Annotated in this window: 21 protein-coding genes and 2 pseudogenes; 13 read left to right on the top strand and 10 right to left on the bottom strand. The window is 61.8% G+C overall.

Annotated elements, in window-relative coordinates:
• Position 1: 1 nt before the first annotated feature.
• The 6 genes from LB555_RS01010 to LB555_RS00985 are packed head-to-tail and all read right to left on the bottom strand — an operon-like array spanning position 2 to position 6885.
• A complete protein-coding gene (locus tag LB555_RS01010) occupies positions 2 to 862 on the bottom strand; it encodes an ABC transporter permease (RefSeq protein ID WP_224682143.1) in 861 nt (286 codons plus the stop codon).
• Between the two features lie 57 nt (positions 863 to 919).
• On the bottom strand, positions 920 to 1924 hold the full coding sequence (locus LB555_RS01005) for an ABC transporter substrate-binding protein (RefSeq protein WP_224682142.1): 1005 nt from the start codon (positions 1922 to 1924) through the stop codon (positions 920 to 922).
• 58 nt (positions 1925 to 1982) lie between these two features.
• On the bottom strand, positions 1983 to 3452 hold the full coding sequence (locus LB555_RS01000; protein ID WP_224682141.1) for an aldehyde dehydrogenase: 1470 nt from the start codon (positions 3450 to 3452) through the stop codon (positions 1983 to 1985).
• 10 nt (positions 3453 to 3462) lie between these two features.
• Positions 3463 to 4500, bottom strand: coding sequence for an LLM class flavin-dependent oxidoreductase (locus LB555_RS00995; protein ID WP_224682140.1), 1038 nt, complete (start codon positions 4498 to 4500; stop codon positions 3463 to 3465).
• Positions 4497 to 6305 (bottom strand): alpha/beta fold hydrolase, encoded by a 1809-nt coding sequence (locus LB555_RS00990; RefSeq protein ID WP_224682139.1) that lies wholly within the window; start codon positions 6303 to 6305, stop codon positions 4497 to 4499. Before LB555_RS00990 ends, LB555_RS00995 begins: the two co-directional genes overlap by 4 nt.
• On the bottom strand, positions 6298 to 6885 hold the full coding sequence (locus tag LB555_RS00985; RefSeq protein WP_224682138.1) for an amino acid synthesis family protein: 588 nt from the start codon (positions 6883 to 6885) through the stop codon (positions 6298 to 6300). Before LB555_RS00985 ends, LB555_RS00990 begins: the two co-directional genes overlap by 8 nt.
• A 133-nt stretch (positions 6886 to 7018) precedes the next feature.
• Between LB555_RS00985 and LB555_RS00980 the strand changes: the two genes are divergently transcribed.
• The 4 genes and pseudogenes from LB555_RS00980 to LB555_RS00965 all read left to right on the top strand — a co-directional run.
• Positions 7019 to 7696, top strand: coding sequence for a GntR family transcriptional regulator (locus tag LB555_RS00980; RefSeq protein WP_224682234.1), 678 nt, complete (start codon positions 7019 to 7021; stop codon positions 7694 to 7696).
• A gap of 629 nt (positions 7697 to 8325) precedes the next feature.
• On the top strand, positions 8326 to 8802 hold the full coding sequence (locus LB555_RS00975) for an Hsp20 family protein (protein WP_224682137.1): 477 nt from the start codon (positions 8326 to 8328) through the stop codon (positions 8800 to 8802).
• 87 nt (positions 8803 to 8889) lie between these two features.
• Positions 8890 to 9399 (top strand): Hsp20/alpha crystallin family protein, encoded by a 510-nt coding sequence (locus tag LB555_RS00970; protein ID WP_224682136.1) that lies wholly within the window; start codon positions 8890 to 8892, stop codon positions 9397 to 9399.
• 75 nt (positions 9400 to 9474) lie between these two features.
• Positions 9475 to 10194 (top strand): annotated as a pseudogene (locus tag LB555_RS00965) (ETC complex I subunit); the annotation flags it as partial.
• A gap of 477 nt (positions 10195 to 10671) precedes the next feature.
• Here LB555_RS00965 and LB555_RS00960 read toward each other — a convergent pair.
• Positions 10672 to 11202, bottom strand: a pseudogene (locus LB555_RS00960) (HWE histidine kinase domain-containing protein); the annotation flags it as partial.
• Between the two features lie 563 nt (positions 11203 to 11765).
• On the opposite strand from LB555_RS00960, the gene LB555_RS00955 reads away from it, so the two are divergent.
• On the top strand, positions 11766 to 11972 hold the full coding sequence (locus LB555_RS00955; protein ID WP_224682135.1) for a hypothetical protein: 207 nt from the start codon (positions 11766 to 11768) through the stop codon (positions 11970 to 11972).
• 245 nt (positions 11973 to 12217) lie between these two features.
• On the opposite strand, the gene LB555_RS00950 is transcribed toward LB555_RS00955, so the two are convergent.
• Together LB555_RS00950 and LB555_RS00945 are read right to left on the bottom strand one after the other, a co-directional pair.
• The gene (locus LB555_RS00950; RefSeq protein ID WP_224682134.1) at positions 12218 to 12406 is read right to left on the bottom strand and encodes a hypothetical protein; all 189 of its coding nucleotides are present in this window, start codon (positions 12404 to 12406) and stop codon (positions 12218 to 12220) included.
• Between the two features lie 364 nt (positions 12407 to 12770).
• Positions 12771 to 14231 carry a caspase domain-containing protein gene (locus LB555_RS00945; protein WP_140877580.1) on the bottom strand — a complete coding sequence of 487 codons (1461 nt, stop codon included), beginning with the start codon at positions 14229 to 14231 and terminating at the stop codon, positions 12771 to 12773.
• A gap of 197 nt (positions 14232 to 14428) precedes the next feature.
• Between LB555_RS00945 and LB555_RS00940 the strand changes: the two genes are divergently transcribed.
• The 3 genes from LB555_RS00940 to LB555_RS29445 all read left to right on the top strand — a co-directional run bounded on the left by LB555_RS00940 (position 14429) and on the right by LB555_RS29445 (position 18729).
• Positions 14429 to 15154 (top strand): hypothetical protein, encoded by a 726-nt coding sequence (locus LB555_RS00940; RefSeq protein ID WP_224682133.1) that lies wholly within the window; start codon positions 14429 to 14431, stop codon positions 15152 to 15154.
• 312 nt (positions 15155 to 15466) lie between these two features.
• On the top strand, positions 15467 to 18115 hold the full coding sequence (locus LB555_RS00935) for an autotransporter (RefSeq protein WP_224682132.1): 2649 nt from the start codon (positions 15467 to 15469) through the stop codon (positions 18113 to 18115).
• A 428-nt stretch (positions 18116 to 18543) separates the two neighbouring features.
• On the top strand, positions 18544 to 18729 hold the full coding sequence (locus tag LB555_RS29445; protein WP_140877586.1) for a LysR family transcriptional regulator: 186 nt from the start codon (positions 18544 to 18546) through the stop codon (positions 18727 to 18729).
• Between the two features lie 21 nt (positions 18730 to 18750).
• Here LB555_RS29445 and tssH read toward each other — a convergent pair whose 3' ends face one another.
• Complete coding sequence (gene tssH / locus LB555_RS00925) at positions 18751 to 21492, bottom strand: type VI secretion system ATPase TssH (RefSeq protein WP_224682131.1); 2742 nt, start codon at positions 21490 to 21492, stop codon at positions 18751 to 18753.
• A gap of 332 nt (positions 21493 to 21824) precedes the next feature.
• Here tssH and tssA point away from each other — a divergent pair, with 332 nt between their 5' ends.
• From tssA to tssE, 5 genes are all read left to right on the top strand, one after another.
• Positions 21825 to 23000: a type VI secretion system protein TssA gene (gene tssA, locus LB555_RS00920; protein WP_224682130.1), complete on the top strand. Its 1176-nt coding sequence runs from the start codon at positions 21825 to 21827 to the stop codon at positions 22998 to 23000.
• A 5-nt stretch (positions 23001 to 23005) separates the two neighbouring features.
• Complete coding sequence (gene tssB, locus LB555_RS00915) at positions 23006 to 23542, top strand: type VI secretion system contractile sheath small subunit (RefSeq protein WP_140620028.1); 537 nt, start codon at positions 23006 to 23008, stop codon at positions 23540 to 23542.
• Between the two features lie 3 nt (positions 23543 to 23545).
• Positions 23546 to 25051 carry a type VI secretion system contractile sheath large subunit gene (gene tssC / locus LB555_RS00910; RefSeq protein ID WP_224682129.1) on the top strand — a complete coding sequence of 502 codons (1506 nt, stop codon included), beginning with the start codon at positions 23546 to 23548 and terminating at the stop codon, positions 25049 to 25051.
• Positions 25052 to 25135: 84 nt separating this feature from the next.
• Entirely contained in the window at positions 25136 to 25585 is a 450-nt protein-coding gene (locus tag LB555_RS00905) for an Hcp family type VI secretion system effector (protein ID WP_181166515.1), read from the top strand.
• Complete coding sequence (gene tssE, locus LB555_RS00900) at positions 25572 to 26324, top strand: type VI secretion system baseplate subunit TssE (RefSeq protein ID WP_224682128.1); 753 nt, start codon at positions 25572 to 25574, stop codon at positions 26322 to 26324. The genes LB555_RS00905 and tssE overlap by 14 nt, the downstream gene beginning before the upstream one ends.
• Position 26325 lies beyond the last annotated feature (1 nt).

Raw genomic sequence — 26325 nt, 5'->3', positions numbered from 1 at the left:
GTCAGATCCCTCCGCTGGGGCGCTTGGCGCCGACCAAGCGAAGCTGGAGCGCGTAGAGCGCCATGGTGACGACGAGCAGCACGAAGGCGGCCGCACTGCCGAGCCCCCAGTTGAGCAGCGATTGCACCGTCTGGGCGATCATCTCGGCGAGCATCATGTTGGACGTGCCGCCGAGCAGGGCAGGCGTCACGAAGTAGCCAAGCGACATGACGAAGACCATCAGCCCGCCAGCGGCGATGCCGGGAAGCGACAGCGGCAACAGGATACGCCAGAATGCCTGGAACGGGGTTGCCCCGCAAAGCGCGGCGGCGCGCAGCGTCATCGGGTCGATGGCGCGCAGCGTACCGACCAGCGGCAGGATCATGAAGGGCAGCATGATGTAGACCATGCCGATGGTGACACCGGTGAGATTGTTGATGAGCGGCAATGGCTGATCGATGATGCCGAGATCCATCAGCGCGCGATTGATGACGCCGGTGCGCTGCAGCAGCACCATCCAGGCATAGGTGCGGGTTAGCAGGTTGGTCCACATAGACAGGATGATGATGCCGAAGACGAGCGAGCCGAGGGCCGGCGGCATGATCGCCAGCATCCAGGCGACCGGAAATGCCACAGCGATTGTGACGGCGGTGACGACGGCGGCGACCAGGAAGGTGTTCAGGAACACCCGCACATAGGTGCCGCTGCCGAACAGCGTGGCGTAGTTCTGCAGACCCGGCGCGGGATCGGTGATGCTGCGCAGCAAAAGAGCGACGACCGGCACGACGAAGAACAAGCCAACCAGGACCAGGGCCGGCAGGGCGCCGCCGCTGCTGGCCGGCAGACCGGCTATGGCGCCGCGTTTAAGGGAATTTCCGTGCATCGGCCGGTTCCATTATCCGAACGGGGCAAGGTTCCGCGCCCCGCCGGGTCTGTGGCGCTACTTGGTCTGCCAGGCGTACCAGCGCGTGGCGATCTCGTCGCGATGCTCGGCCCAGTAGTTCATGTCCAAGTTGATCTGGCCGTCGACATGAGTGTCGGGCAAGGCCTTGACCGCTTCGACCGGCATCTCGGCCTTGGCCTTGGTGTTGATGGGCGCATAGCCGCTCGCCTCGGCGAATTTCGCCTGGCCGGTCGGGCTGGTGGCGGCGGCAAGGAACTTCATTGCGCTATCCTTGTTCTTCGCCCCTTTCGGTACGACGAGAACGTCGGCGGCGGTGAGGTTCTGGTTCCACGACACGCCGACGTCCGTTCCGTCCTGCTGCAATGCGAAGACGCGGCCATTCCAGAGCTGGCCGAAGGCGGCCTCGCCGGAGGCGATCAGCTGCTGCGATTCGGCGCCACCGCTCCACCAGACAATATCCGACTTGATGGTGTCGAGCTTCTTGAAGGCGCGGTCGAGGTCGAGCGGATAGAGCTTGTCCGCCGGCACGCCGTCTGCGAGCAGCGCGATCTCGATGACCCCCGGCGCCGACCATTTGTAGAAGGTTCGTTTGCCGGGGAACTTTTTGGTGTCGAACATGTCGGCCCAACTCGCCGGTTCGCCGGAGACGGCGCCCTTGTTCCAGGCGAGCACGAAGGAATAGTAGAAGCTGCCGACGGCATGCTCATTGCTGAAGCGGGGGTCGAGATCGGCTTTGGGCACGATCGCATAGTCGATAGGCTCCAGCAGGCCATCCTTGGCCGCCTTGATGGCGAAGTCCATCTCCACGTCGACGACATCCCAGGTGACATTGCCAGCGTCGACCATGGCCTTGAGCTTGCCGTAGTCGGTCGGCCCGTCCTGGAGGACCTTGATGCCGGAGCTGGCTTCGAACGGCGCCGCCCAGGATTTGGTCTGTGCTTCCTGCGTGGTGCCACCCCAACTGGTGAACGCCATCTCATCGGCCTTGGCGGCGGTGGCCGCGAGCAGTCCGGCCAGAAGGCCGGTCAGGATCAGTCTCATTTGGTTCTCCTCTGTTGGTCTGGTCTTGTTTTTCTCAGTGCACCTTTGTCCTCGCGCCTCAGCGCATGACGAAAGGATCGGGGATTGGTTCGTCCGACGTCTTGATCCAGACGGATTTGGAGCGCGTGTAGTCTCTGATGGCATCGAGTCCGCCCTCACGGCCTAGCCCGGAATGGCCGTAGCCGCCGAAGGGAACCAGCGGCGACACGGCGCGATAGGTGTTGACCCAGACCACGCCGGCATGGATGTCGCGCGCCATGCGGTGCGCCTTGCCGAGATTGCTGGTGAACACGCCGGAAGCCAGGCCGAAGGGTGTGCCGTTGGCGAGAGCCAGCGCTTGTGCCTCTGTGTCGAAGGCCTGCACACTGAGCACCGGCCCGAACAATTCCTGGCGCACGCAAGGCAGGTCGGCGCTGCCGGCGTCGACGATGGTCGGCATGTAATAGAAGCCGGGGCCACTGAGGCTTGCGCCGCCGGTGATCAGCTTGCCGCCCTTTGCGAGGCTTTCCGCGACGGTCTTCTCGATCCAGTCGCGCTGGCGTTGCGTGGCCAGAGGGCCCATTTCGGTGGCCGGGTCCTGCGGATCCCCGATCCTGATCGCCTCGGCCTTGCGCTTCAGCCGGGCGAGGAACTCGTCCTTCGCCGAGCCTTCGACCAGCAGTCGCGAGCCTGCGACGCAGCTTTGGCCGGTCGCGGCAAAAATGCCCGCCACCACTGCGTTGGCGGCGCTGTCGAGATCAGCATCGGCGAAGACCACGACCGGGCTCTTGCCGCCGAGCTCGAGCGTCGTATAGGCGAGATTTTCCGCCGTGTTCCTGACGATCGCACGGGCCGTGGACGGGCCGCCGGTAAAGGCGACGCGCGAGACCAGCGGATGGCTGGTCAGGCGGCGGCCACAATCGTGACCAAAGCCGGTGAGAATGTTGACGGTGCCTTCGGGAAACCCGGCTTGCTGAACAAGTTCGGCGAAGGCGAGCAACGGCGCCGGGCCGTCCTCGGAGGCCTTGAGCACGACCGTGCAGCCGGCGGCCAGCGCTGGGCCAAGCTTGACTGCGGAGAGGAAGAGCTGCGAATTCCACGGCACAACGGCGGCAACAACGCCAATCGGCTCGCGGCGGATGGTGACGTCGAGGTCAGCCTTGTCGATCGGCACATGCGCGCCTTCATGCTTGTCGGCGAGCCCGCCATAATAGCGGTAGTAGTCGCCGACATAGGCGATCTGAGCACGGGTCTCACGAATGATCTTGCCGGTGTCGCGCGTCTCGAGTTCGGCAAGACGCCCGGCACTGGCAGCGACGAGGTCGCCAAGCTTGACCAGCAGTTTGCCTCGCGCGGTGGCGCTCATCACCATCCATGGGCCCGAACGCAGTGCCCGGTGCGCCGCCTCGACGGCACGGTCGACATCGGCTTCGCTCGCCGCCGGCATCCTGGCCCAAGGCACGCCCGTCGACGGATCGATGCTGTCGAAAGTGGCGGACGGCTCGTCGAAGCGGCCGGCGATGAAGTTCCTGAAAAGAGCGTCGGTCATGGGCTCGCTATCAGAGGAAGGCCGGCATCACCCGGTCGATGAACAGTTGCAGCGATTTCTTCTTGCGTTCGTGCGAGAGCCCGCTGTCGATCCAGATCGAATACTGGTCGTAGCCGAGTGCCTCGTATGCCTTCAGCCGTGCAATGACTTCGTCGGCTTCGCCGATCACCAGATTCTGCCGGATCTTGTCGGGCGCGTATTGCGGCATTGCGGCGATCTCATCCGCCGTCAGCGGCTCCAGCACGCCTTGATGCACCGGCTTCTTGTTCTGGAACCAGGCGCCGAACTGGCAGTAGAAGGTCGACAGGTCCCGGGCGAGGCGATCGGCATCGGCCGCGTCCATGGCGACGAAAGTGTGCATCAAAAGCATGATTTCCGGCCGAGGGACGTCGGGGTGCGCGTCGCAGGCGCTGGTGAAGCGTTGCATCAGGGTCGCCACTTCCTCGTCGCCCGAGGCCAGGGGCGTGACCTGGACCTTGCAGTTGTTGGCAACCGCAAAATCATGCGAGTTCGGGTCGCGCGCCGCCACCCAGATCGGCGGATAGGGTTTCTGCAGCGGCTTGGGCGAGGAGGTGGTCGGCGGGAACGACCAGAATTCGCCGGAGAGTTCGAAGTCTCCCTCCCATAGGCCACGGATCGCCGGCACCATCTCGCGCATGCGCTGCCCGGCGCCCCAGGCGTCGAGCCCCGGGAAAAGGCGCTGGTATTCGTAGCTGTAGGCGCCGCGCGCGATGCCGATGTCGAGCCGGCCGCCGCTGATGACGTCGGCCATGGCCGCTTCGCCGGCAAGCTTGATTGGATGCCAGAACGGCGCAACGATCGTGCCCGTGCCGAGACGGATGCGGTTCGTCTTGGCCGCCAGATAAGCGATGTTGATGAACGGGTTCGGCGAGATGGTGAATTCCATGCCGTGATGCTCGCCGATCCACGCGGTCTCGAAGCCTGCATGCTCGGCCTGGAGGACCAGTTCCTGAAGTTCGCTCACCAGCTCCGAATGCGGCTTGGCCAGATCCGACCGTTCCATATGCACGAAGAGCGAGAACTTCATTTGTGGTCACCTGTGTCGGACGCAGTCGGCATAGACGCTTTGCCCAGGGGTCGGACTTCGCCTTCCATTTCATTGCCGACATAGACGCCGAAGGCGTCCTGCGTGCATTCCCTGACATAGCGGGCAAGCATCGAGCGGACCGCCGGATCGGGGATCTTCAAGCCTTCAATCGCCTTGAGGTCGACCAGCCGGATGCCACGATCGCTGGCGGCTGGCACATCAAACGTGCCGCGATAATAGACATGCGTGAGCGACGAATTGACGGCGTCGTCCCAGACGGCGAAGAGGAAGCCGAGCTGGGCCTCGATGGCCTTGGCGGCAAGCAGCCCCCTGAGGCTTTTGCGATCGCTGACCGAGCCCAGTCCCCGGCCGCGCGGCAGTTCGAGGCCGTCCGCTGTTTCCAGGAACAGGACCCTGCCGCCATTTTCAAGGATGGCACCGACATCGGTGCCGGGCTGAGTGGCGGCGAGCGCCTCCTGGCTGAGGCCAGGCGCGATGTAGGCGCCGCGGCAATAGCCGAGAGGCTGCGAGGAATTGTGCTCGAAATCGCGGACGCGGCCGATTAGGATCGAATGGTCGCCGGCGTCGACCAGCCGCTCGACGTCGCAGTCGAAGGACGCAACGGAGCCGTCCAGCAGCGGACTGCCGGTGCGTCCCGGCCGCCAGGCCACGGAGGCGAATTTGTCGGCCGCTTTCGATGCGAAAATGCCGGAGGCTGTCTTCTGATCCTCGCTGAGCACGTTGATTGCGAAGCTCCTCGAGGTGGTGAAGACGGGATGGCCCAAGGCCCTGTGAGCGATGCAGACAAGTACCAGCGGCGGATCGAGCGACACCGAGGTGAAGGAGTTGGCGGTGAAGCCGCGCGGCTCACCTTCGGGTCCGATCGTGGTGACGACGGTGACGCCGGTTAGGAAGCAGCCGAGCGCTCGGCGGAACTCGCCGCTGTCGAAACCAGGTATCGCCTCCGCGGCACCGTCCCGCTCGGCTGTACCGCTCTCCCCGAGGAAGTCGACGATATGGCGCGTGGTCAGGTCGGGTGCCGCCACGGCCATCATGTGCCGTTCGCCTGGGAGCACGGTACAGCGGCCACGCGGCGCCAGCCGTGCCATGGCGGCCGACATCGCCGGGGATGAGTTCCGGTCCTGCGACCCGGTCATGAACAGGGCCGGCACGGCGAGCGTTTGTAGGCGCTCCGCGTGGTCGTTGTCGGCGCGGGCGAACAGCCGATAGGTGCGGGCGTAGCCTTCGGGGTCGACCGCGCTGAGCGCGGACGCCGCCTTGTCAGTCGCCGCCTTGAGTTCGGACGGCACCGGATCTCCGAACCAGCGGGCGATGGTCAGTGCCGTGCCAGCAGCATCGCCCCGGCCGGTGAGAGCGGCCGCGCGCTGACGGACGGCCGCGGCCAACTCGGGCGGGCGCCGGAAGACGGCATTGAGCGAGACGATGCTGCGCACGCGCTGGGGTGCCCGCAAAGCGAGTTCCTGGGCGACGAGCGCGCCCATCGAATGACCGACGACCGACACTTTGACGAGGCCCAGATGATCGAGCAGCCGAATGGCCTGATCGGCATAATCGGCCAGTTCCGGGCTTGGCGGCGGCAGCGGCGACTGTCCATGGCCGAGCATGTCCATGGCGATCACATCCCAATTGCCGGCCATCCGTTCGATCTGTGGCTGCCAGATCGCGGCATTCATGCCAACGCCGTGGATGAAAAGCACCGGCGCGCCCGAGCCGGCTCGAAGGAAGCCCGTCCCATCAGGCGCCATATCCTGTCGTGCCCATGCCGATGCGGGTGCGTCAGCCATGCAGGTCGCCCAGATCCTTCAGATCCTGGTACCGGTCGCCGATACGATGGTGCGGCCGGCCGCCAATCGAGGCGCCAAGCGCCACCACCAGTTCGTCCGGCGCTGGCGCGTCGCCGATCTGGAAATGAAGGGTTAGGTAGTGCGAGCGCCGGCCCTCGTCATTCTTGTCCATGAGCGGGATCATGATCGGCGTGTTCGGGCCGCCGCGCAGATTGGTAAAGGCGAGATAGGTCTTGGCGGCGACCGCGCGGCGATAGTGGTTGCCGAAATGCAGTGTGTGGATCAGCGCCGATGCGTGCTCGATCTCGCCCGCCGTGCCGCAGAGGGCGGCCTTGCCGTAGCCCTCGATCGCCTCGCCCGAACCGGCGACCGCGATGATCTCGCGGGTCAGCAACTCTCCCAGCACGGGCGCACAGGCACGGATCTCGGGAGACAGATCTTCGGTGAAAGCGCGTCCGGCCCACGGATTGGTGAGCACCGCCGCGACGCCAATCAGACGCAACGGCCGGGGTGCGTCCTTGCCTCCTTCGATCAGCGTGTTCTCACTGTAGGTGACGATTTTTCGAATGGCCGGCTGCATGAATCCTCGGTCGGATGACTGCCCGAGCAGGCATCACCCTCATTTCGTCTTATGGTATACCATGCTATGGACTACCGGGAAACTTGTCAATTGGCCATCGAATCTGTTTTCGTGGCATCGCATGGAGGCAGACATGGCAGAAAACTCGCTTCGGATTGACCGCACCGCCAAGACCTTGAGAACGCTGGCGCTGGCGCGCATGCGCGAGGCGATCATGGATTTTCATTTCCAGCCCGGCCAAAGGTTGATTGAACGACCGCTGTGCGATCAGCTTGGCGTCAGCCGCTCGGTCGTGCGCGAGGTACTGCGCCAACTGGAAGCAGAAGGCCTGGTGCAGATGATACCGGGGCATGGGCCGGCCGTAGCCAAGCCGGATCTTGGCCGCACCGATGAAATCTATGAATTGCGAGCGCTGCTCGAAGGGATCGCGGCACGTGCGTGCGCACTATCAGCTACTGACGAGCAATTGGTCCTGCTCGACCGCGCCCTGGCCAACCTCTTCGAAACGTGGGCGATCGGCAAGCCGGCCGAGGTGATGCGGGCGACGACGAGATTCTATGAGGTGCTTTTCGAAGCGGCGGACAAGCGAGTCGCCTGGGAGATCGTGACTGGCCTGAATGTCCGCATCAACCAGCTGCGTTCGATGACCATTCTTTCCGCCAACCGTCGCGAGCCGGCGATCGCCGAGATGACCGAGATCATGGATGCCATCCGATCGCGCCAGTCGGATCAGGCCGAGGCCGCTGCGCGGCGGCATGTCGAATCCGCTTGGCAGATCGCACGAGAAAAGTTGCGCCTTGACTCCGTCTAGCTATCCGCCGGATGTCAAAAAAAGGGCGCAACGCGATCCTGAAGGCGCTCAGTGCGGGCGACCGCTCGCTGGCCCGTGCAACCAGACCTCCAGGGTGTGCGGAGATGTCACTTCAGGGCAACCAAAAGCCACCACGATGAGGCGCGTTGCAGACATTCTTGGTCTGACCGCCTACGCGCTGGGAAGTGTCATCCCACCACATCGCAGAGCGGAGGGCCTGCATGTGATCTGGAAGGTAAAGCTCACCGCGCGGCTCGATCTCCGGAGACATTGGGCCTTTGCCTAGCGATCGCTTCTCCTCCTCTCGGTCAGCCGTTGCGGCTTGAGTACGGCAGCGGGCGAGTCCTGGTCTGCTCATCGCAGAGTGCTGATCTAATCCCAGTCGGGCTGCGCCAAGGGGCAGGGTCCGATCTTCATGTCAGTCGCTGAGGTCTGGCTGGTGAAGACGTGCCAAGACATCAGCACTCAGTCGAGTTCCGGTTAAAGGCATAGTAAGATGCCAGCCTCTTGAACAGCCAATCCAGTGAACTAGATCATGACCGCCGGCGCCATCGGGGCCGGTATGCCGGCCGGAGAGCGTCCGGTGGCAGAAGACCTTGTATCCATATTGCTCAAAGGAGGATGTGGCTATGAGAACCACTCTCGACTTTTCTCCCCTATTCCGGTCGAGCATCGGCTTCGACCGAATGCTGAACGCGCTGGAGGCTGCGAGCCGCGTCGCAACTATCGACAACTGGCCTCCCTATGACACAGCCAAAACTGGCGAGGACGACTACCGCATCACCATGGCGGTGGCCGGTTTCTCGCAGGACGATCTGACCATCACCCAGGAGCAGAACATGCTCATGGTGTCCGGTCAAAAGGCTGGCGAGGACAACGGCCAGTATCTGCATCGCGGTCTGGCTCAGCGTTCTTTCCAGCGCCGGTTCGAGTTGGCCGACCATGTGAAGGTCATAGGAGCAAGCCTTGTCAATGGCCTGCTGTCGATCGATCTCAAGCGCGAGATACCCGAGGAAATGAAGCCGCGCAAGATCGAGATTGCGGCCGGCGCGGCGCTGCCCAAGGCCGAGACGAAGCAGATCGAGGCCGAGAAGCAGGCCGCCTAAAGCCGCACCCACAGCGCAAATTGGGCACGGTGTCGGGCACTCCCCGGCGCCGGAGGAAACAAACGAACAAACAGAAGGAGAAGAACAATGAATGTCCGTGATCTGATCCCCTGGAACCGCGGCAACGGCCATCAGGCTCCAACTGTGTTCCGCGATAGCGAGCGCGACCCGTTCCTGTCGCTGCACCGCGAGGTGAACCGGCTGTTCGACGACGTCTTTCGCGGGTTCGGCTCGAACCCTCCCTCTTTCAACACTCCTTCCGCCTTCAGCGGCGGTTGGCCGAGCGTCGAGATTTCCGACAATGAGAAGGAGATCAAGGTGACAGCCGAGATGCCTGGCCTCGAAGAGAAGGACATCGAAGTCCTGCTCGACGACGGTGTGCTGACGTTGAAGGGCGAAAAACACTCCGAAACGGAGGATAAGGACCGGCAGTTCTCCGAGCGTTTCTATGGCCACTTCGAGCGGCGCATCCCACTCGGCTACGAGGTCAAGGACGACAAGGTCGACGCCCGCTTCAGCAATGGTGTGCTGACCGTGACCTTGCCCAAGAGCGAGAGGGCGCAGTCGCAGGTCAAGCGCATCGCCATCAAGAGCTAACGCATGGCACGCGCCGGCGGCGGGCCAGATGGCCGCCGCCGGCAGCATCCTTCGCCAGACAGGGAGGGATGAACAATGGAGACGACAGGACAGGTCGACAGACCAACCAGAATGACAAACCCGCAGGGGTGGCCGTCGAACGACAACCTGCACAAGCACCTTTCGATGGGGTGCTCGCTCTTCCCGGACGACGCTGTCGCGCGCATCTACAGGCCGTCGCGCGCGGTGACCACGTCGGGCAAGGCACGCTCGAAGGGCTGGCGCCTCGTTTTCGAGCGCCGCACTGCGCCGTCCATCGAGCCGCTGATGGGCTATACGAGCGGCCATGACGCGCTGGCCCAGGTCGAGCTTGGCTTTCCGACATTGGAATCGGCCATCCGCTACGCCGAGCGGCAGGGGCTGACCTATGTCCTCCAGACGCCGACGGGGCTGGTCGGCAAAGGCTGTTGCCTGCGGCTCGATGAGATGCCTGCACAGGCCGGGAGTTCGACGCGCGCTTCCTCGGATGCTGTGCTCGATCGGCTCGGACTTGCCGTCCTTCAGGAAAGCTACGGGCGCGCCCTCGATAGTGCGGCTAGTCGCAACGATCCCTCCGGATCGGATGGCTGGACATCGCCTATGGAGCTCGCCTGCGATCTGACGCTGCCGCTGGAGGCGAAGCGCTCGATCCTGATGAACTGGGCCTTGACGGAGTACCTGATCGACCAGGCGACCAATGAGGGCATGCCTGAGAACAGTCGGCCCTCGCGTCTCCATGAGGTCGAGCAGGCGCTGCTCGCGCTCGAACGCGAGGTTGCCGCCGACCGGGATGGTCCTGGCACAAGAGCCACACTCGCAGTGCAACGGCAAATGGCTGATCGGCGTGGCGACTGCGGACTGTCGCGTCTTCCGCTTTCTCACGACAGTGCCCCCCGCGTCTCAGCCGACGGCTACGCTCTCATCGAGGCAGCGGGAGCCGAAATAGGCTGGGGCTCGGCGGCGGTGCAGATCCAGCATGCCGAGCGCTCGCCTGTCGACCGACAAGGTCTGGTTCGACCATGGTGATACCCTTCTTGCCAGATTCTCCCCTCGCTGCCGGCGGATCGAGCCAAACCGGCAGCATCATTGCCGCGGTGCAGCCCGCCGTCGAAAAGCTGCATCGCAGATTGCGTGGCCCGCGAGCGCGATCTTGACGGAGTTGGCGAGAGCGAAGCTGGCGAGACCTGCGCATCGCTTGTCCGAGCTCGATCCCCATCTCAGCCCGACGAGAGAATTGAGGTAGTCGCGTCGTCCCTATGAGTAAGCAGGGACGAGCCGGGTATCTCGCACCGGAAGCTCCATGTCGAACTGCAACCCATCGGGGTCGTAGACCAAATTGATCTTCGCTTGGCACTGTACGGCGACAACTTTTTCCAGCAGTACCGTGCCAAAGCCCTTTCGCTTTGGCTCCAGTACTGCAGGTCCATCCTTTTCTCGCCAATGCAATGCAACGACCCGGTGATCGCCGACCCGTTCTATCGACCAACTTACCTCCAGCCGCCCTTTAGGCCGCGACAAAGCTCCGTACTTGGGGGAATTGGAGGCGAGCTCGTGAAATGCCATGCCGACAGGAATGGCAATGTCAGCGACCAGCGCTACATCGGGCCCCTCAAGCACGACCCGGGAAGAGCCGCTCGTGTCGTAATGGCGAAGTTCTCCCTCAAGAAGCTGGCGCAAAGACGCGGTCTGCCAGTAGTCGTCAGTCAGAATTGAGTGTGTGTCCGCGAGGGAGACAAGTCGTGCCGAAAAGTCGCGAACAAAGTCTTCGACCCGCCCGCTCGTTCTCGCTGTGGCGCCTGCCCCGGAGTACCCTTCCCACCGAACGGCTTCGCAATATCCAGTAGCGTCTGAGCCGACCTAATTACGTTGGGTAAGACCAAAATGGGAACGCCACGGGAACCAGGAAGAGAACGTAGCGCCATCGGCCCCCGGCTAAGTGGAGAGTCGCATCGAGGAGAGCACGAAAGCGATCGAGCCCTCTCCTCACGACCCCATATTGGCCTGCGGTAACGGACATTGCCGCAGCTGCATTGACCTTCACAAGCATATTGTGCCGCGTCGCCTTTCCCAGATTGTCGATCGGATCGTGCGCCATGAGAACAGAAAAGGAACAAATTTCTTGCCCGTCAAGCGGTCTTATGGAATCTTTCCGCAGATGAGCGACGAACCAATCAGGCTTCCTGACGGCATGATGCCGTCGCCGCGCGAGCGCGCCAGAGTGCTAGGGCACATGTGCGAGCACACGGGATGCGCTAAGCACGCCGGCTTTGCCCGCTTGCGGCAAGAACCTCACTGGTTCTGTTCGAGCACCGAGGCGACGGAGAAAAATACCTGTAAAGGAGAAGGTCATGGCAGATAGACCGCCGTATATGCCCACAGGAATTGGCATGGGCATGCTGGGGGATTACGAAACGAAGATCGGCGTCCTGATTTTCGAGACGGCGGAAGGTAATTTCGACTTCGCAGTCAATTTGCAGGCGGTCGACGTCATTCGGAAGGCACTCAGCAAGATCGAGACGCACCTCACGAACGGCAAAATCTCGGACGTGGATTAGCTCCGGTGAAACTAATTTATGCCCCTGACGTTCTTGCCGTCTCAGGTAGGTGGGCAGGTGGTGCTTGGCAGGATTTAGGAAGTTCGGGTGTCGGCAATGTCTCGGCGCCGGCAAGGTTTTTCAATGCACAAAGTGGCTGAGCTCAAACGGCACTTGTTGCCGGCAAGGCGTGCACCGAGCTGGGTGCAAAGGGGCTACGATCAGATGCCCTATGTGCCGTGGCAGCGGCCTGCAAAGCCCGGAACCTATACGTCAAACAGATCAGTAGGCCCGCGACCGATCTCGTCGATGAGGTCGGGCGTGTTGTTGCGCGGTGAACCCACCTTGCTGTCGATCGGCCACATCTTCATCAGGGGGCAAGTTTCTTCGATTGCGGCGCCGTCAGAGCTGTATCGAGCAATGCGTCGCGGCGTCTTCGTTTTGCTGAAGGTCACGCACTCTCGACGCGCGAGTGCCCCTCCGTACTCAGGAGCACCGAGACATTATCGGAAGGCGAAACGCAAAAGATTGTGGCTGCTGTTGGGATGTAACCTGCTGCATCGATGCCGGGTGAATTAAGTGACCGCAGGCCGGTCGCGGCATAAACCTCGTCGATTACTGCAGCGAACCGTTCACGTTGCCAACACCGCCCTTCGACCTTGCTCCAGGGTGTACAGCGACGAAAGCGTTTATAGCCAGCTTGCTTTGCGCCAGAACCTGGGTAGACGCGCTTCGCCCAACCGGTGTGGGTTCAAGCCTCGGCGTCGCTTCGCGTAATTCTACCCCAAGGGCTTCAAGCGGGGACAAAGGCGGCCGCACCTAGAATACACCGCCAATGCCTATGCCCCCTGAGATGTCGGGTGGGGGAGCCGCGGGACGTCTCGGCGCTGCTGGCGAGCCTTTTGCAGTCATCCCCCTGGGGGTGTTGCGCGACGGGGCGGCATCCGACGCCACTTTAGCCGGCTTGGCCTTGACGATGACCGGTTGCTTGCAGATTCTGCCTGAGCGCAGAAAGAGATCGCCGAGCAGTCCGACGCTCGGCTCAGTCGTTGCTGCGACCTGCTTGGTGTTTTTGTAGTAGTCAGTGAGAGCACGAGTTGAGCCCGTGCCCCAATCCCCATCAACCTGCATCCGGTAGCAGCCCAGGCGACGAAGTTCCGTCTGAACGTTGCGTGCAAGATCGGCCGTCTTGTCCTTGTCCCCCACGCCCGCGGACGCGCCGATTATAAGCGTTTCGAGGCCGGAGACGACACTTTGGCGAGCGTCTTCAACCCCTTCAGCGGGCGACAAATTGGCAACGTGAGTGCCAACAGGCTGCGCCAAACTGGACGACGGTGCGGGAATCTCGACCGACCGCAACGTCTGTCCAACGATGACCACGGCTGTTTGCAGGTCATTTGAGGCAAGTTCGACCTGCAACCTCTTCTTTGCTGTGGGATCTGCCAGGATGCGTGAAAGGCTTGCGCTCAACTGTCCCGGATCGAGCACCTGTTGCTCGGTGAAATAGAACTGCTCGCGCAGGTTCGATTGATCCCAAGGCACTTGACGGCCGACCGTCAGCGCCTCAGTTTCGTTGCGCACGCGGATCATCATGTCCGAAATGCTGAGCCCGGGGATCTCGACATTCTTCAGCAGTGCGGTGGTGAACGGGCTGTTTTCGCCGCCGCCATCTGCCGTGACATTTCCAGGCTGAGTGGCAAAGGCAACGAATGTATTTTCACCGACTTCAACTTGCGCCAGACCATTGCTCGCGCCGCTGCCGGAACCGAGCGGATTGTTGCGGCAGGCGTCCAGGAATATGAATGTCTGGCGGTCGCGTCGCGCGAACCGCGCGATCACATCATTTAGCTTGATGGCGCTGCCCGTCAGTTTTTCCAGGCTTTCAGGATCGGGCGAATCAACCGAGAGCAGGTAGTTTTCGCCATTCAGTTGGACGCCGTGACCGGCATAGAAAATCAAAACGGCACTGGCGCTCGGTAACCGCGCTTCAGCGTCTTGCAGGAGTTTGGCAAAACCTTGGGTCGAAAGATCGGTCCCAGTCAGGACTTCAAAATTCAGCCGCTTCAAGCTCCCTGAAAGCCTTATGGCATCGTTTGTTGCATTGGGGAGATGCTCAAGCCGGGTGCTTTGATAGTTCGAATTGCCAATGACGATCGCCAGCCGGTTGCGTGGTTGCGGCGACGCGGTCTGTTCGACCGCCGCGCGAGCGCCGGCCGAGCCAAGGAGCATCAGAAGCAGAAGCAGCGGGATACGAAACAAGAGTCTGAGGCGATGGGTCATGTCAGCATGCTCGGTCCGGCCTGCGTCAATGTTGATCTCGCAGCCTTCCAAACAGCGCAACACGACGCAAAACGCAATCCTGCCCGAGCGTCTGGACCTGCGCCCCCAAAGGCCAGCAGATTTTTATACCAAGAATCATATCAAAGATAGGTGAAAGGGATTTGTATGCGCTCAGTCGCTGGATTGTGGAGGACAAAATGCCAACCAAGATCAACCTTGCGCTACCGGTTTATGGGGCCGCCTACAAAAGCGTGTTCGTCCGCAGCCTGTTCGCGGCCCTGACCCACAAGGGCCTGTCCAGTTACGCCTTCACGCTGTCCGAAATCGAGTACACGGATATCCCATTTTCCCGGAATTATTTGCTGACGAATTTCTACTACAACAAACCGGATTGCAGCCACATCCTGATGATCGACAGCGATATGGGCTTTTCGCCTGATCTCATCGCCGCGATGCTGGCACTTGAAAAGCCGGTGGTCGGCACTTTGTATCCTCGGCGCCTGATCGATCTCCGCAAACTTCACTCGCTGTCGAAACTGCCCTTCCAAAAGGCCTTTGCACGGAGTCTGGAGTTCGTCGGCACCATTATCGAACCCCGCCAGGAGATGAGCGGCTTCGTCCGGGTGTCGCTATGCGGCACGGGCGTCTTTTTGGTGTCCCGCGACTGCGTCACCGAGATAATCGAGAAACTTCCAGAAACGGTGAACCGGTCTCGCTACAAAAACAACAAATACACCGCACAGTTCGACAGCTTTCTGACGCCGTTTTCAAAGATCGTGACGCCCGATGTGGATTTGCCGACCGATTTTTCTTTCTGCCACCGCTGGGCGCAGCAATGTGGCGGCGAAATATGGGCAAGCTTTGACCGCAAGGTCGCCCATGCAGGAGATATGACCGTTTCGGCAGCCTATTCTGAGCTGTAACAGTCTCCTCTGACGTTGATGTACTGCCATGTCAGCAGTTCGATCGGAGTTTTCGATAGTGACCTTGTCGCCACATATGGCGTTACAATGGTCTGAGGGCGAACGCCTTTCCATTGCCATAGGGCAGCGCGCCGCGTACACTTCCGGTCAGCAAGGCATCGAACCCACCAGATGGGTCGCCGAGCGATTTTAATAGCCTAATTTGTGACGGTATCGATTTCTCGTAAGTGAGGTCGAATGAGAGTGCCGCGCAGGGTTTATCAACTGGGGGGTGTCCCGTTGCTTGCGTTAGCGGCAGCGTCCACGTTCCAAATGTCTGGCGCGGCAGCCTGCACCGCAACCGCCGAGGGCGCCTCGACAACAGTCGGGTCAGGCACCTCCGCCGTAACGACCTTCCAAACGACGTCGGTCACGGCCTCGTGCAACACAGCCGGAACTGTCCAGGACGTCGGCGGCGTATTCACGACGGCGTTCGAGGGTTACCAAGGGCAAGACAACAGTTCGTCGACTGTCATCGTCAACGACTATGACGGCAATGGCGACGACGTTGTGAACATCGTTGGCGGCATCCTGAACAACAGTACGGCGACACCCAGCGTAAGTGGCCTGCCGCCGATAAGCTCGGAGGTAACGACCTCCTTGCAGCCGGGCACGGGGACCATTCAACTCCTTGGCGGCAACGACCGGTTCGAGATGTCCGATGGGGTTTTCAACAGTGAGCCGTTTGCGCCGCAAGTCGATGCCAACCTCGACGCTGGGGCGGGCGATGACACTGTCACCATCCACAGCGGCAGCATTCTGAGCATCTACCTTGGCGAAGGAAACAATTTGCTGGAGATGACCGGCGGTGAGATTGACGGCTCAGTCATAGGTGGCGGTGGCATCGAAACCATCACCATAGGAAACGATACAAGCGTCGCCGATGGCGATGGCGGCATTGTCGCGGGTTCTGTTTTGACAAATGGTGGCGCCGACAGCGTCACCATCAAGAATGGCGCCATTGTTCACGGCCATTCGGAAGGAGGAGGTGCCATCGGGCTTGGCGACGGCGACGACCATTTCACCATGACCGGGGGCGTCCTCGACGCTAGTCTGAGCGGTGACAATGGCAACGACACGCTGGCTATCAGCGATGGCACGGTCCACGGCTCCGTGACCGGAGACGCAGGCAATGATACGATCACGGTCTCAGGCGGCACCGTCGACGGCAATGTCAGCGGCGGAGCCGGGTTCGACCAAGTTTCGGTTTCCGGCGGCACCATCAAGGGTGGCATCGACGCAGACCACGTCCAGCTCTCCGGCGGAACCATCGGCGGTGACATCACCGGCCTTGGACCCGACACGCTCATCATCAACGGATCCGGCGCGGTCGATCCGCTCAATCTGAGCGATCACGTTCTTTTCAGCGGAACCAATGCCAATGGCACCGTCACCGATACCGACCTTGCTGCCGGCGGCAAAAGCCAGAATTTCGCAGGGTTCGATAGTTTCTCCGCCGACCATTCCACGCTCCGTTTCAGCGGTGGCACGCAAGGCATCAACCAACTCAATCTCGGCAATGGCTCGACGCTGTTCATCAACGGCAACGTCACTATGCCAGGTTCGATCATCGCGACGAATTCGCTGATCAACCTGACGGACGGTGCCGCCGATGACGTGTTGACGCTGGGCGGCCTCACCCTCAATGGAGCAAGCATCGGCCTCGACATCAATCAACAGACGCTGCAGTCGGATCAACTCGTCGCCAACGCATTTTCGGCCACCGGGGTCAACACAATCATCGTCAACCTGCTGGGCACGCCCCAATTCACGCAGGCGACCGATATTCCGATCATCGTCTCGACCGGCGGGCCGATTGCCGGGATTTTCAACATCCAAGGCACTCCAGGCACCCTGGGCTCACTTTTCACCTATGCGATCGTCACTGGCCCGAATGGGGGCTTGTTCCTGCGCGCAACGCCGGCCAATTTCGGTATTGCGGCGGCGCCGATCAGCGCCACCAACGCCGGGGCGGTGACGGTGGCAATCGATGCTCTCTACGGCATAAACCGCGACGCGATCGATGCTGACCTCCCCCTTTCGCCCGCATCGGGATCTGGAATGGTGCCGGTTTCGTCCAGCTTCGGCGTCTTTGCCTCCGGCCAATTCGCTCATACCGAGCATGACGGCTACACTATCAGTGGCGGCGTTTTGAATGGCCCCGGTCCGAGCTTCGATGCCAATGATTCTTCGGCCGCGATCAGCCTGGATTTTAATGCCGCCAAGCACTTCCAGTTCGACAATGAGTATGGTCTCAACATCGGTGTTTTCGCCGGCTATGCCTCGACAGATGTCAACCTTGGCGCGTTGCGAGGATTTGACGCCATAGGCGAAGGCACCAACAAGGCCGGCATGTTCGGCGGCTACGCGCTGTTGCGCAAGGACGCCAATTACGCCCTGGTCTCCGCCTCCGGTTTCTTCGGCGGAAGCGACGTGACCAACGGCGTGCTCGGCACCACAGGCAGCTATGACACCGAGGGCTATGCGGTTACGGGATCGGTCGGCCACATCTTCACCTTGGGCGAGCGCACCCGTTTCGACCTGCGTGGTGGCCTGCTTGGCGTGTCATTCCGCGGCGATTCCTTTACCGACAGCGGCGGCAACCAGTTCGGCAAGAGCCGGCTTTCCTTTGGCGCGTTTAAGATCGAGCCTGGGATCTATGGCGACTACAAGCTAAGCAACGGGATGGTGTTCAGCCCCTATGCACGGGCCGAATTGCAGCAGCGTTTCGGTTACAAGAACACGACCGAAATCGACACCAGGACGATCTCCTTTGACGATGCCGATTTTTCCGCGGCGCTGTCGGCCGGCTTCAACCTGAAGGTCTCGGAGTTGACGACCGTCAACGGCGAAGTCCGTGGTAAGGTGTCGTCCGACAGTTCCACCATCGGCGCCAAGCTCGGACTGAAGGTCGCCTTCTAGTCGCGTGACGTATCCGCGATCCGAATGACCGTGGCGCGGCGCGCGCATTCGCGCCAGCATTTCGCCACTGCTACCAGATCGCCACCTCCCACTGCTCATTGAGCCGCGCGAACCGATTGCTCGGCCTGCGGTGTCGCACCCGGGTGAAGGCGCAGGGATCAGCCGGGCGCTTACGCGTTGGAGGGAGAGGACGGCCCCCATGGTTCGAGCGCGTCCGTCGAGAGTGAACGCTGGTCCAGCACTGCTCAAGGGTGAGCGTATTTGTCTAGCGTCGATCCAGAGAACGAACATCATACGATACGAGTTACCGATGGCGCTCCTTTGTTCGTTGATTCTGTGACAGTGCGGAGAGGAATTGGGCTGAGGCTCGCCTGACGAATGAGACGCCGTTTCGGCCGGGATGCGAGCCGACAGTCCAAGCCGCAAAGGTGGCGGGCACATTGAACTGGGATGATTTGAGATTTGTGCTCGCGGTCGCCAAGCACGGCACGCTCTCTGCGGCTGCGCGTCATTTGCGGACCACGCAGAGCTCCGATTGGCGGCGAAGGTGCGTTGATCAACGGCGTCCGTGCCATGAATGGTGCTTCAAGATCTTAGATTGCGCGAATGCGTGACCGCGAATCTCATCTCAAGGTCTATTCGAACAAGTAGGTAAATCCTTGCGCCGAGGCGCCGACGGTGACTTTCGTCATCTTCTTGCCCTCGAGCGTGCGATTGAGCACGCTGCGGCTGAGTTCCGGCAGCAGCGTGTTGGTGAGAATGGCGTCGATCATGCGCCCACCAGATTCGATCTCGGTGCAGCGCGCCTTGACCATGTCCATGACACCCTCGCCGATCACCAGCTCTGCTTGGTTGCTGGCTTTGAGACGCCGCGCGATCTTGCCGAACTGGTGTGTGGTGATCGCCTCGATCATCGTGTCCGAAAGCGGGTAGTAAGGGATTGTCACCACGCGGCCGAGGAAAGCGGCCGGAAAAACTTTCAGCAGCGGACCGCGCAAAGCAGTGTCCAGATCGTCGATGCCGGTGCGCAGGGTGCCGTTCCTCGTGCGGTCCATGATGACCTCGGAACCGACATTCGAGGTGAGCAGGATCAGCGTGTTCTTGAAGTCGATCCTGCGCCCTTCGCTATCGTCCATCATTCCCTTGTCAAAGACCTGGAAGAAGATCTCGTGCACGTCGGGATGCGCCTTCTCGACCTCATCGAGCAGAATCACCGAATAGGGCTTGCGCCGCACGGTCTCGGTCAGGATGCCGCCCTTGCCATAGCCGACATAACCGGGCGGCGCGCCCTTCAGCGTCGAGACCGTATGCGCCTCCTGGAACTCCGACATGTTGATCGAAATCAGGTTCTGCTCTCCGCCATAGAGCGTCTCGGCCAGCGCCAGGGCTGTCTCGGTCTTGCCGACGCCCGAGGGGCCGCAAAGCAGGAACACGCCGACCGGCTTTTCCGGTGCGCCGAGACCGGCGCGGCTGGTCTGCACGCGCCGCGCGATCATCTCCATCGCATGGTCCTGACCGACCACGCGCTCGGACAAGGTAGCCGCGAGCTTGAGCGCTTTCTCGGTCTGGCTGGACAGCATCCTTCCGGTCGGAATGCCGGTCCAGTCCTGGACAACCGCCGCCACCGCGTTACGGTCCACCGAGGGCAGGATCAACGGCGTCTCGCCCTGCGCTGCGGCGAGTTCCGCCATCAATTCGCGAAGCCGCGCCAGATCAGCGGCCGAATCGGGCGCAGGAGCAGGCTCGTGGGCAGCCTGTGTCATAGGCGCCTTGCCCGCTGGGGCGTCGACAGCTTGCCCCGGAGCAGCTTGCCCGCTTTCCTGCGCCTCAAGGGGCATGCCCTCGCCACGGAGTTTGGCGCGCAGGTCGAGAATCGCGCTCACAAGCGCCTTCTCTCGGTCCCAGCGCTCTTGCGCTGCCGCAAGCGCGGTCTCGGCTTCCGCCAACCCGGCCTTTACGCGCGCCTGTCTGTCGGTCACGTCGATCCCGATCGCCGCCTCGCGGGATATGATCCCTTCCTCGACCTCGAGCGCCTGGCGACGGCGCAGAATGTCCTCGACCTCGGCAGGCGTCGCGTGCTGCGAGATGGCGACGCGTGCGCAGGCGGTGTCAAGTAGGCTGACCGCCTTGTCGGGCAACTGCCTGGCCGCGATGTAACGGTGCGAAAGCGAAACCGAGGCCTCGATCGCCTCGTCGAGGATCTGCACCTGGTGGTGCTGCTCGAGAACGCCGGCGACACCGCGCAACATCAATACGGCGACCGTTTCGGAAGGCTCGTCGATCTTGACGACCTGGAACCGACGGGTCAGCGCCGGGTCCTTCTCGATGTGCTGCTTGTATTCGGCCCAGGTCGTGGCGGCGATGGTGCGAAGCTCGCCGCGCGCCAGAGCGGGTTTGAGGAGATTGGCGGCGTCGCCGGTTCCCGCCGCGCCACCGGCGCCGATCAGCGTGTGGGCTTCGTCGATGAACAGGATGAGCGGGATCTCTGACTGCTGGACCTCGTCGATGACGGCCTTCAGCCGCTTTTCGAACTCGCCCTTGACGCTGGCGCCCGCCTGCATCAGCCCGACATCGAGCATGCGTACGCTGACGTTCTGAAGCGCCGGCGGCACGTCGCCCTGGGCAATGCGCAGGGCAAAGCCCTCGACGACCGCCGTCTTGCCGACGCCCGCCTCGCCGGTCAGGATCGGGTTGTTTTGCCGGCGCCGCATCAGGATGTCGATGATCTGGCGGATCTCCGCATCGCGTCCGACGACCGGATCGATCTTGCCGTCGCGGGCGCGCTGGGTGAGGTCAGTGGCGTATTTGGCGAGTGCCGAATCGCGCCCCGGGCCCCGATTCATCGACGTTTCGGCGGCGACTGCGGCAGGCGGTGAGCCGGCTTCGAGAGAGCCTTCGACGACATCGGAAAAGCGGGCGATAACCCCATCCGCGTCGATCTTGTCGAATTCGGCGCTGATCTTCGAAACCAGCCCTTCCAGCACCGGTGTCTTCAGGCATGCGAGAAGAATATGCGCGCTGCGCACCTCCTCGACCCCGAATTCCAGTGTGGCCACGTTCCAACCTTCCTGGATGGCGTGGAAGATGTGATCGGAGAATTCCTCCAGCGAGGTCGCGCCATAGGGCAGCTTGTCGACGGAACGGGTCATATCCGCGGTCAGCCGGCTGACATCCAGCCCCGCATCAGCGACGATCATCTGCACGTCCGAGCGCTCGGACAGCACCAGTTGCTGGACGAAGTGGACCAGCTCGACATAAGGGTTTCCGCGCAACTTGGCCGTGTCGGCGGCGGCCTTGAAGGCGCGCACCCCCGTGGGATTGAGCTTCGCAACGAGTTCCTTGCGCTTGAAACTCTGCGACGACCGGCGCTGTTCCATTCGAACCTGCCCCCGAAATCTGCTGACCCTACCCTGCCACAGAAGCGGCTGCTTGACAAAGCCATGTGAAGAGCGGGCCCTTTTTGCCCCGTTCGGGCGGCACCTTGTGGTTACACAAGGCTAGCAAACTCCCGCAAGGAACCAGCACTGCGATGCCAACGACGTGACCCATTGCGCATACCCGGTCCGCCGATCGCCCAGGGGTGTCGTTGAAAGATAACCGAGCATTCAGCTTCTGTGAGTTTTCGAGCATCTGCTCAATTGTCGTGGCACGGGACCGATGATAACGTTACGTCACATGGGGGGCACGGGGCGGCTTGCGGGGGGTAGGTGTGATTGATCTCGCACTCTGGCTGAATCCTCTGGACGGTGACAACCCGTCGGGAGCGGATTTGCGCAACGACCCGGCTTTTCACGAGCTGGAGCGGCTTACGGAAGCCCAGATCAAGGTCGTTCATGAGGGCGGCAACAAGGCTTCGCAGTCAACCATTTCGGTCGACTGGGCGACCGTCCTGCAAAAAGCCGAAGAATTGCAATCGCGCGGCCGGGATTTGCGCCTTCTGGTGATCGTCACGCGCGCGCTGGCCAACGAAGAGAGGCTCGCGGGCCTCGCCCAGGGGCTGAACCTGATCGCAAGGACGTTCGACCAGTATTGGGATACGATGCACCCGGCTTTGCGCACGGCCGCCACGCGGCGCGACGCGGCGCTGCGACGCGTCAATGCGCTGCTTGACCTCCAAAACGGCCAGGACGGCCTGTTGGCGAACCTGAGGCAGACCGTGTTCTTCTCACCGCGTGCGATCGGGCCGATCAGCGGGCGAGACCTCGAACAGGCCGCGCTCGACGAGCGCGTCATGCTCCAGGAAGCTGCCTCCGGCCTGGGGACGAGCGAAAGGGCGGCGCTGACTTCGGCCCACAACCAGATGCAGAACCGGGTACGCACGGGATGCGCGGCGCAGGCCGATCAGGACGCCGACGCCATCATGACGATTTTAAGCGATGCGCGCGCCGCCATTTCGGGGTTGGAGGCGGTGGATGCTGCGCTCAATGCCCGCATCGACGGCAATGGTGCAGCCGTTCCGGAATTGAAGAAGTTCCTGCAGCGACTGCTGACGACGCTGGAGTGGAATACCAGTGCCAGCGCGGTCGCCAACGGTGCCGCAAAGCTTGCAGCGCAGCCGTCTCAATCGGCATCGACGCCCACCCGAAATGGCCATGGAGCCGAGACGATGGCAAGTGTGGCAAGCTTGGCGGAAACCAGCATCGGTCTGCCTGAGCGCCTCAATTCGCGCGACGAAGTCGTCAAATGCCTCGACCTCGTGGTCGCGTTCTACGATCGCACCGAGCCGTCCAGCCCCATCCCGCATCTCGCCCGGCGCGTGCGCCGCATGGTGCATATGGATTTCGTGGAACTGATGGAAGATCTCGCCCCGTCGGGGCTGAAGGAATTCCGGCTGCTTGCCGGCGTTCCCGATCCCAAGAAGCCGGCCCAGAAGGATGAAAGGTAACAATCATGCCAGCAGAGAGCAAAGCGAAGGTCATCGAAAGAAACCGCGCCCCGCGCGTGCAGATCGCCTATGACGTCGAAACCTACGGCAGCCCGACGACCATCGAGTTGCCGTTCGTCATGGCTGTCATTGCCGACCTTTCCGGCGCCTCGCAGACCAAGGAAGCCTCAAAGTCGGTTCTGGATCGGAATTTCGTCGAAACCGACGCCAACCGGTTTCCCAAATTCATGGAAGCAATGGGACCGCGCGTGAAGGCGCGGGTGAAGAACACGTTGCCGCAGGCCGAAGGTGCCGAGCGTGACGAGGAAATGGCGATCGATCTCACCTTCTCCAAAATGGGTGATTTCGCGCCCGACAAGATCGCCGAGCAGGTGCCGCAACTGGCCGAGATCCTCAAGATGCGGCGGCAACTTGAGGAACTGCTGGGCTTCATGGATGGCCGCGTCGATGCTGAAAAGCGCATTGCGCAGCTTCTCAACAACGAGCCTTTGCTGAGCAAGATCGCCAGCCAGGCGATGTCCGACGGCAAGGGCGAGGAGTAAGTCATGGCTGAACAGCAAAAGACCGCAGTCGCAACCGCCGAGGCGGAAGCCATAGATCTGGGTGAATTCAGCGGCCTGCTTGAAAAGGATTTCAAGGTCAGGAAGGACGACACCGAGAAGCTGCAGCAACTGGTGCACAACCTGGCCCTGGCCGCTCAGTCCCGATCCGAGACGACCACCATCTCGTCCAACGCGATCAAGTCGATCAAATCGCTGATCGCGGGCATCGACAAGATGCTGACGACGCAGGTCAACGAGATCCTGCATGCCCCCGAAGTGCGGGAGATGGAAGGCACCTGGCGGGGCCTCTGGTACCTCATCAACAACACCGAGACGGATACCAAGCTGAAGATCCGGGTGATGAACATCTCCAAGGAGCAGTTGGCCGACACGCTGGAAGACTATGAAGGCCAGATGTGGGACCAGAGCCCAATCTTCAAGAAAGTCTACACCGACGAGTATTCGATGCTCGGCGGCGAGCCGATCGGCTGCATCATCGGCGCCTACGAGTTCTCCAACCATCCGCGCGACGTCGGCCTGCTGCGCAACATCTCGGGTGTCTGTGCCTCGGCGCACACGCCCTTCATCGCGGCCGCCTCGCCGCGGCTGTTTCGGATGGACAGCTGGCAGGAACTGCCGAACCCGCAAGACCTGCAAATGATCGTGAACAACCCGGCCTATGCCTCATGGCAGTCGCTGCGCGAGAGCGAGGACGCCCGCTATATCGGCCTCACCATGCCGCGCGTATTGGCACGCCTGCCCTACGGCTCGGAGACCGTTCCGGTGAAGGGCTTCACCTTCGAGGAAGAGGTAAGCGGCGACCACAACAAATATGTCTGGATGAACGCCGCTTTCCCGATGGGCGTCAACATCAACCGCAGCCACAAGCTCTATGGCTGGGGAACGCAGATCCGCGGCGTGGAGAATGGCGGCACGGTGCTCAACCTGCCGGTGCACGCTTTCCCGACGGACGACGGTTCAATCGCGATGAAATGCCCGACCGAAGTCGCCATCGACGACCGGCGTGAGGCGGAACTGGCGAAGCTCGGTCTGATGCCGATCTTGCACCGCAAGAACACCGATCTCGCAGCCTTCATCGGGGCGCACTCGCTTCAGGACGACGAGACCCGAGCCGGGCGTCTGGTCGACCCCGACGCCCAGTCGAACGAAAGGCTGAGCGCCAACCTGCCCTATCTCTTCCCTGTCTCGCGTTTTGCGCATTACCTCAAGGCGATCGCGCGCGACAAGATCGGCTCGTTCAAGGAACGCACCGACATGGAGACATGGTTGACCGAATGGATCAACCGCTACGTGCTGGCCAATCCCGCCTTTGCCGACGACAAGGCGCGAGCCAAGCGACCGCTTGCTGCGGCCGAGGTTCAGGTCGACAGCGTCGAAGGCAGACCCGGTTACTACAACGCCCGTTTCTACCTGCGTCCGCATTATCAGTTGGAGGGCATCAACGCCTCGCTGCGGTTGGTGTCGGAACTGCCGTCCGTGAAGGGCTGAAGCGCAGCGAAGTCATCATCCAGTTTCATTTAAAAGCGGTGGAGAAAGACAATGCCGACCACAGACAGAAGCGATGCTCCTTCAATGAAGATTGATGGTTTTTTGAAAGTTCCCGACATCAAGGGCCCCAGCAAACGCGACGGGCATGAAGACGAGATCGAAGTGCATGGCGTCGATTACAAGATGATGGCGCCTTATGATCCGAATTCGCTTTCGCGACGCGGCCGTGTGTCGATGGGAATGATCAAGTTCTTCAAGCACTACGACAAGTCGTCGCCATATCTGAAGAAGGCGTTGTTCGAGAACAAGGCGCTCGACGAGGTGGTGTTTTCGGCACGCCGCACCATTGACGGCGAAACCAGCGACTATCTGGTCGTGACCCTCACCGATGCTTCGATCATGGAATACGACATGCGGCAGGCTCCCGACGAGGCGGACCTGATCGAGGAAGAAGTCAGCTTCGCCTACAAGAAGATCAAGTTCGTCTACGACAAGGACGACGAGATCGAAATGGACGTCTATGTCGGCAAGTGAGACCAGGTGGGCTGGCGCGAGAGCGCAGCCTGGCGGCAGTTCGCGGGCAAGGCGCGAGGCGGTCCAGCCTTCCCTTTGGGATCGCCTCGTCAACGACTTGCCTGGGCTGACGTCGGAGATCGAGGCGCTGCGCCGTCTCTTGGATGAAGAACTCGGCGCCGAGCGCGTCGAGGCTCTTCTGGCCGGCAGCGCACGCGCCATCGACACCGACGCCGAACTCACATCCGAGCAAAAACGGCGCCTGCACCGGCTGGTCTTCCAGAGCCAGCATCGCGCCGAGATCGAAGGCCGCGGCGTGGTCGTTTCGGCACGAGTATTGAGAGAGGCCGTGCGCCGCGACATCGAGGCCCTGTTCAACACCGAGCGCTTCGAATCCGTACCGATGCTCTCCGACGCCGAACACGAACAGCCCCTGGACGAACTGCCCTCGCTCGCTGACTTTCCGCAGGTGCGCCGCAGCGTGGTCAATTTCGGGGTGCCGTCTTTTTCCGGCCGTTCGTCGCGAGATTTCGACCGCGATTCCCTGGCACGAGAGATCCGCGCGGTGCTGGCCACCTTCGAGCCGCGCCTGAAGGAGAGTGCCACGATCGTCAATGTCACGCTCGGCGACAAAAACATCGGCCTCAAGATCGAGATCGACGCGGTGCTGATCATGGCTCCCACACCGGAGCGTATGCGGCTGCGCACCACGATCAATCTCGACAACGGGCTGGCACGAACCGAATTCAGGGAGACCTGAG

The organism is Mesorhizobium sp. BR-1-1-10 (assembly GCF_020165595.1).
Classification (GTDB): domain Bacteria; phylum Pseudomonadota; class Alphaproteobacteria; order Rhizobiales; family Rhizobiaceae; genus Mesorhizobium; species Mesorhizobium australicum.
Note: the sequence above shows the minus strand (reverse complement) of the source record. Positions and strands in the feature narration are given on the sequence as shown.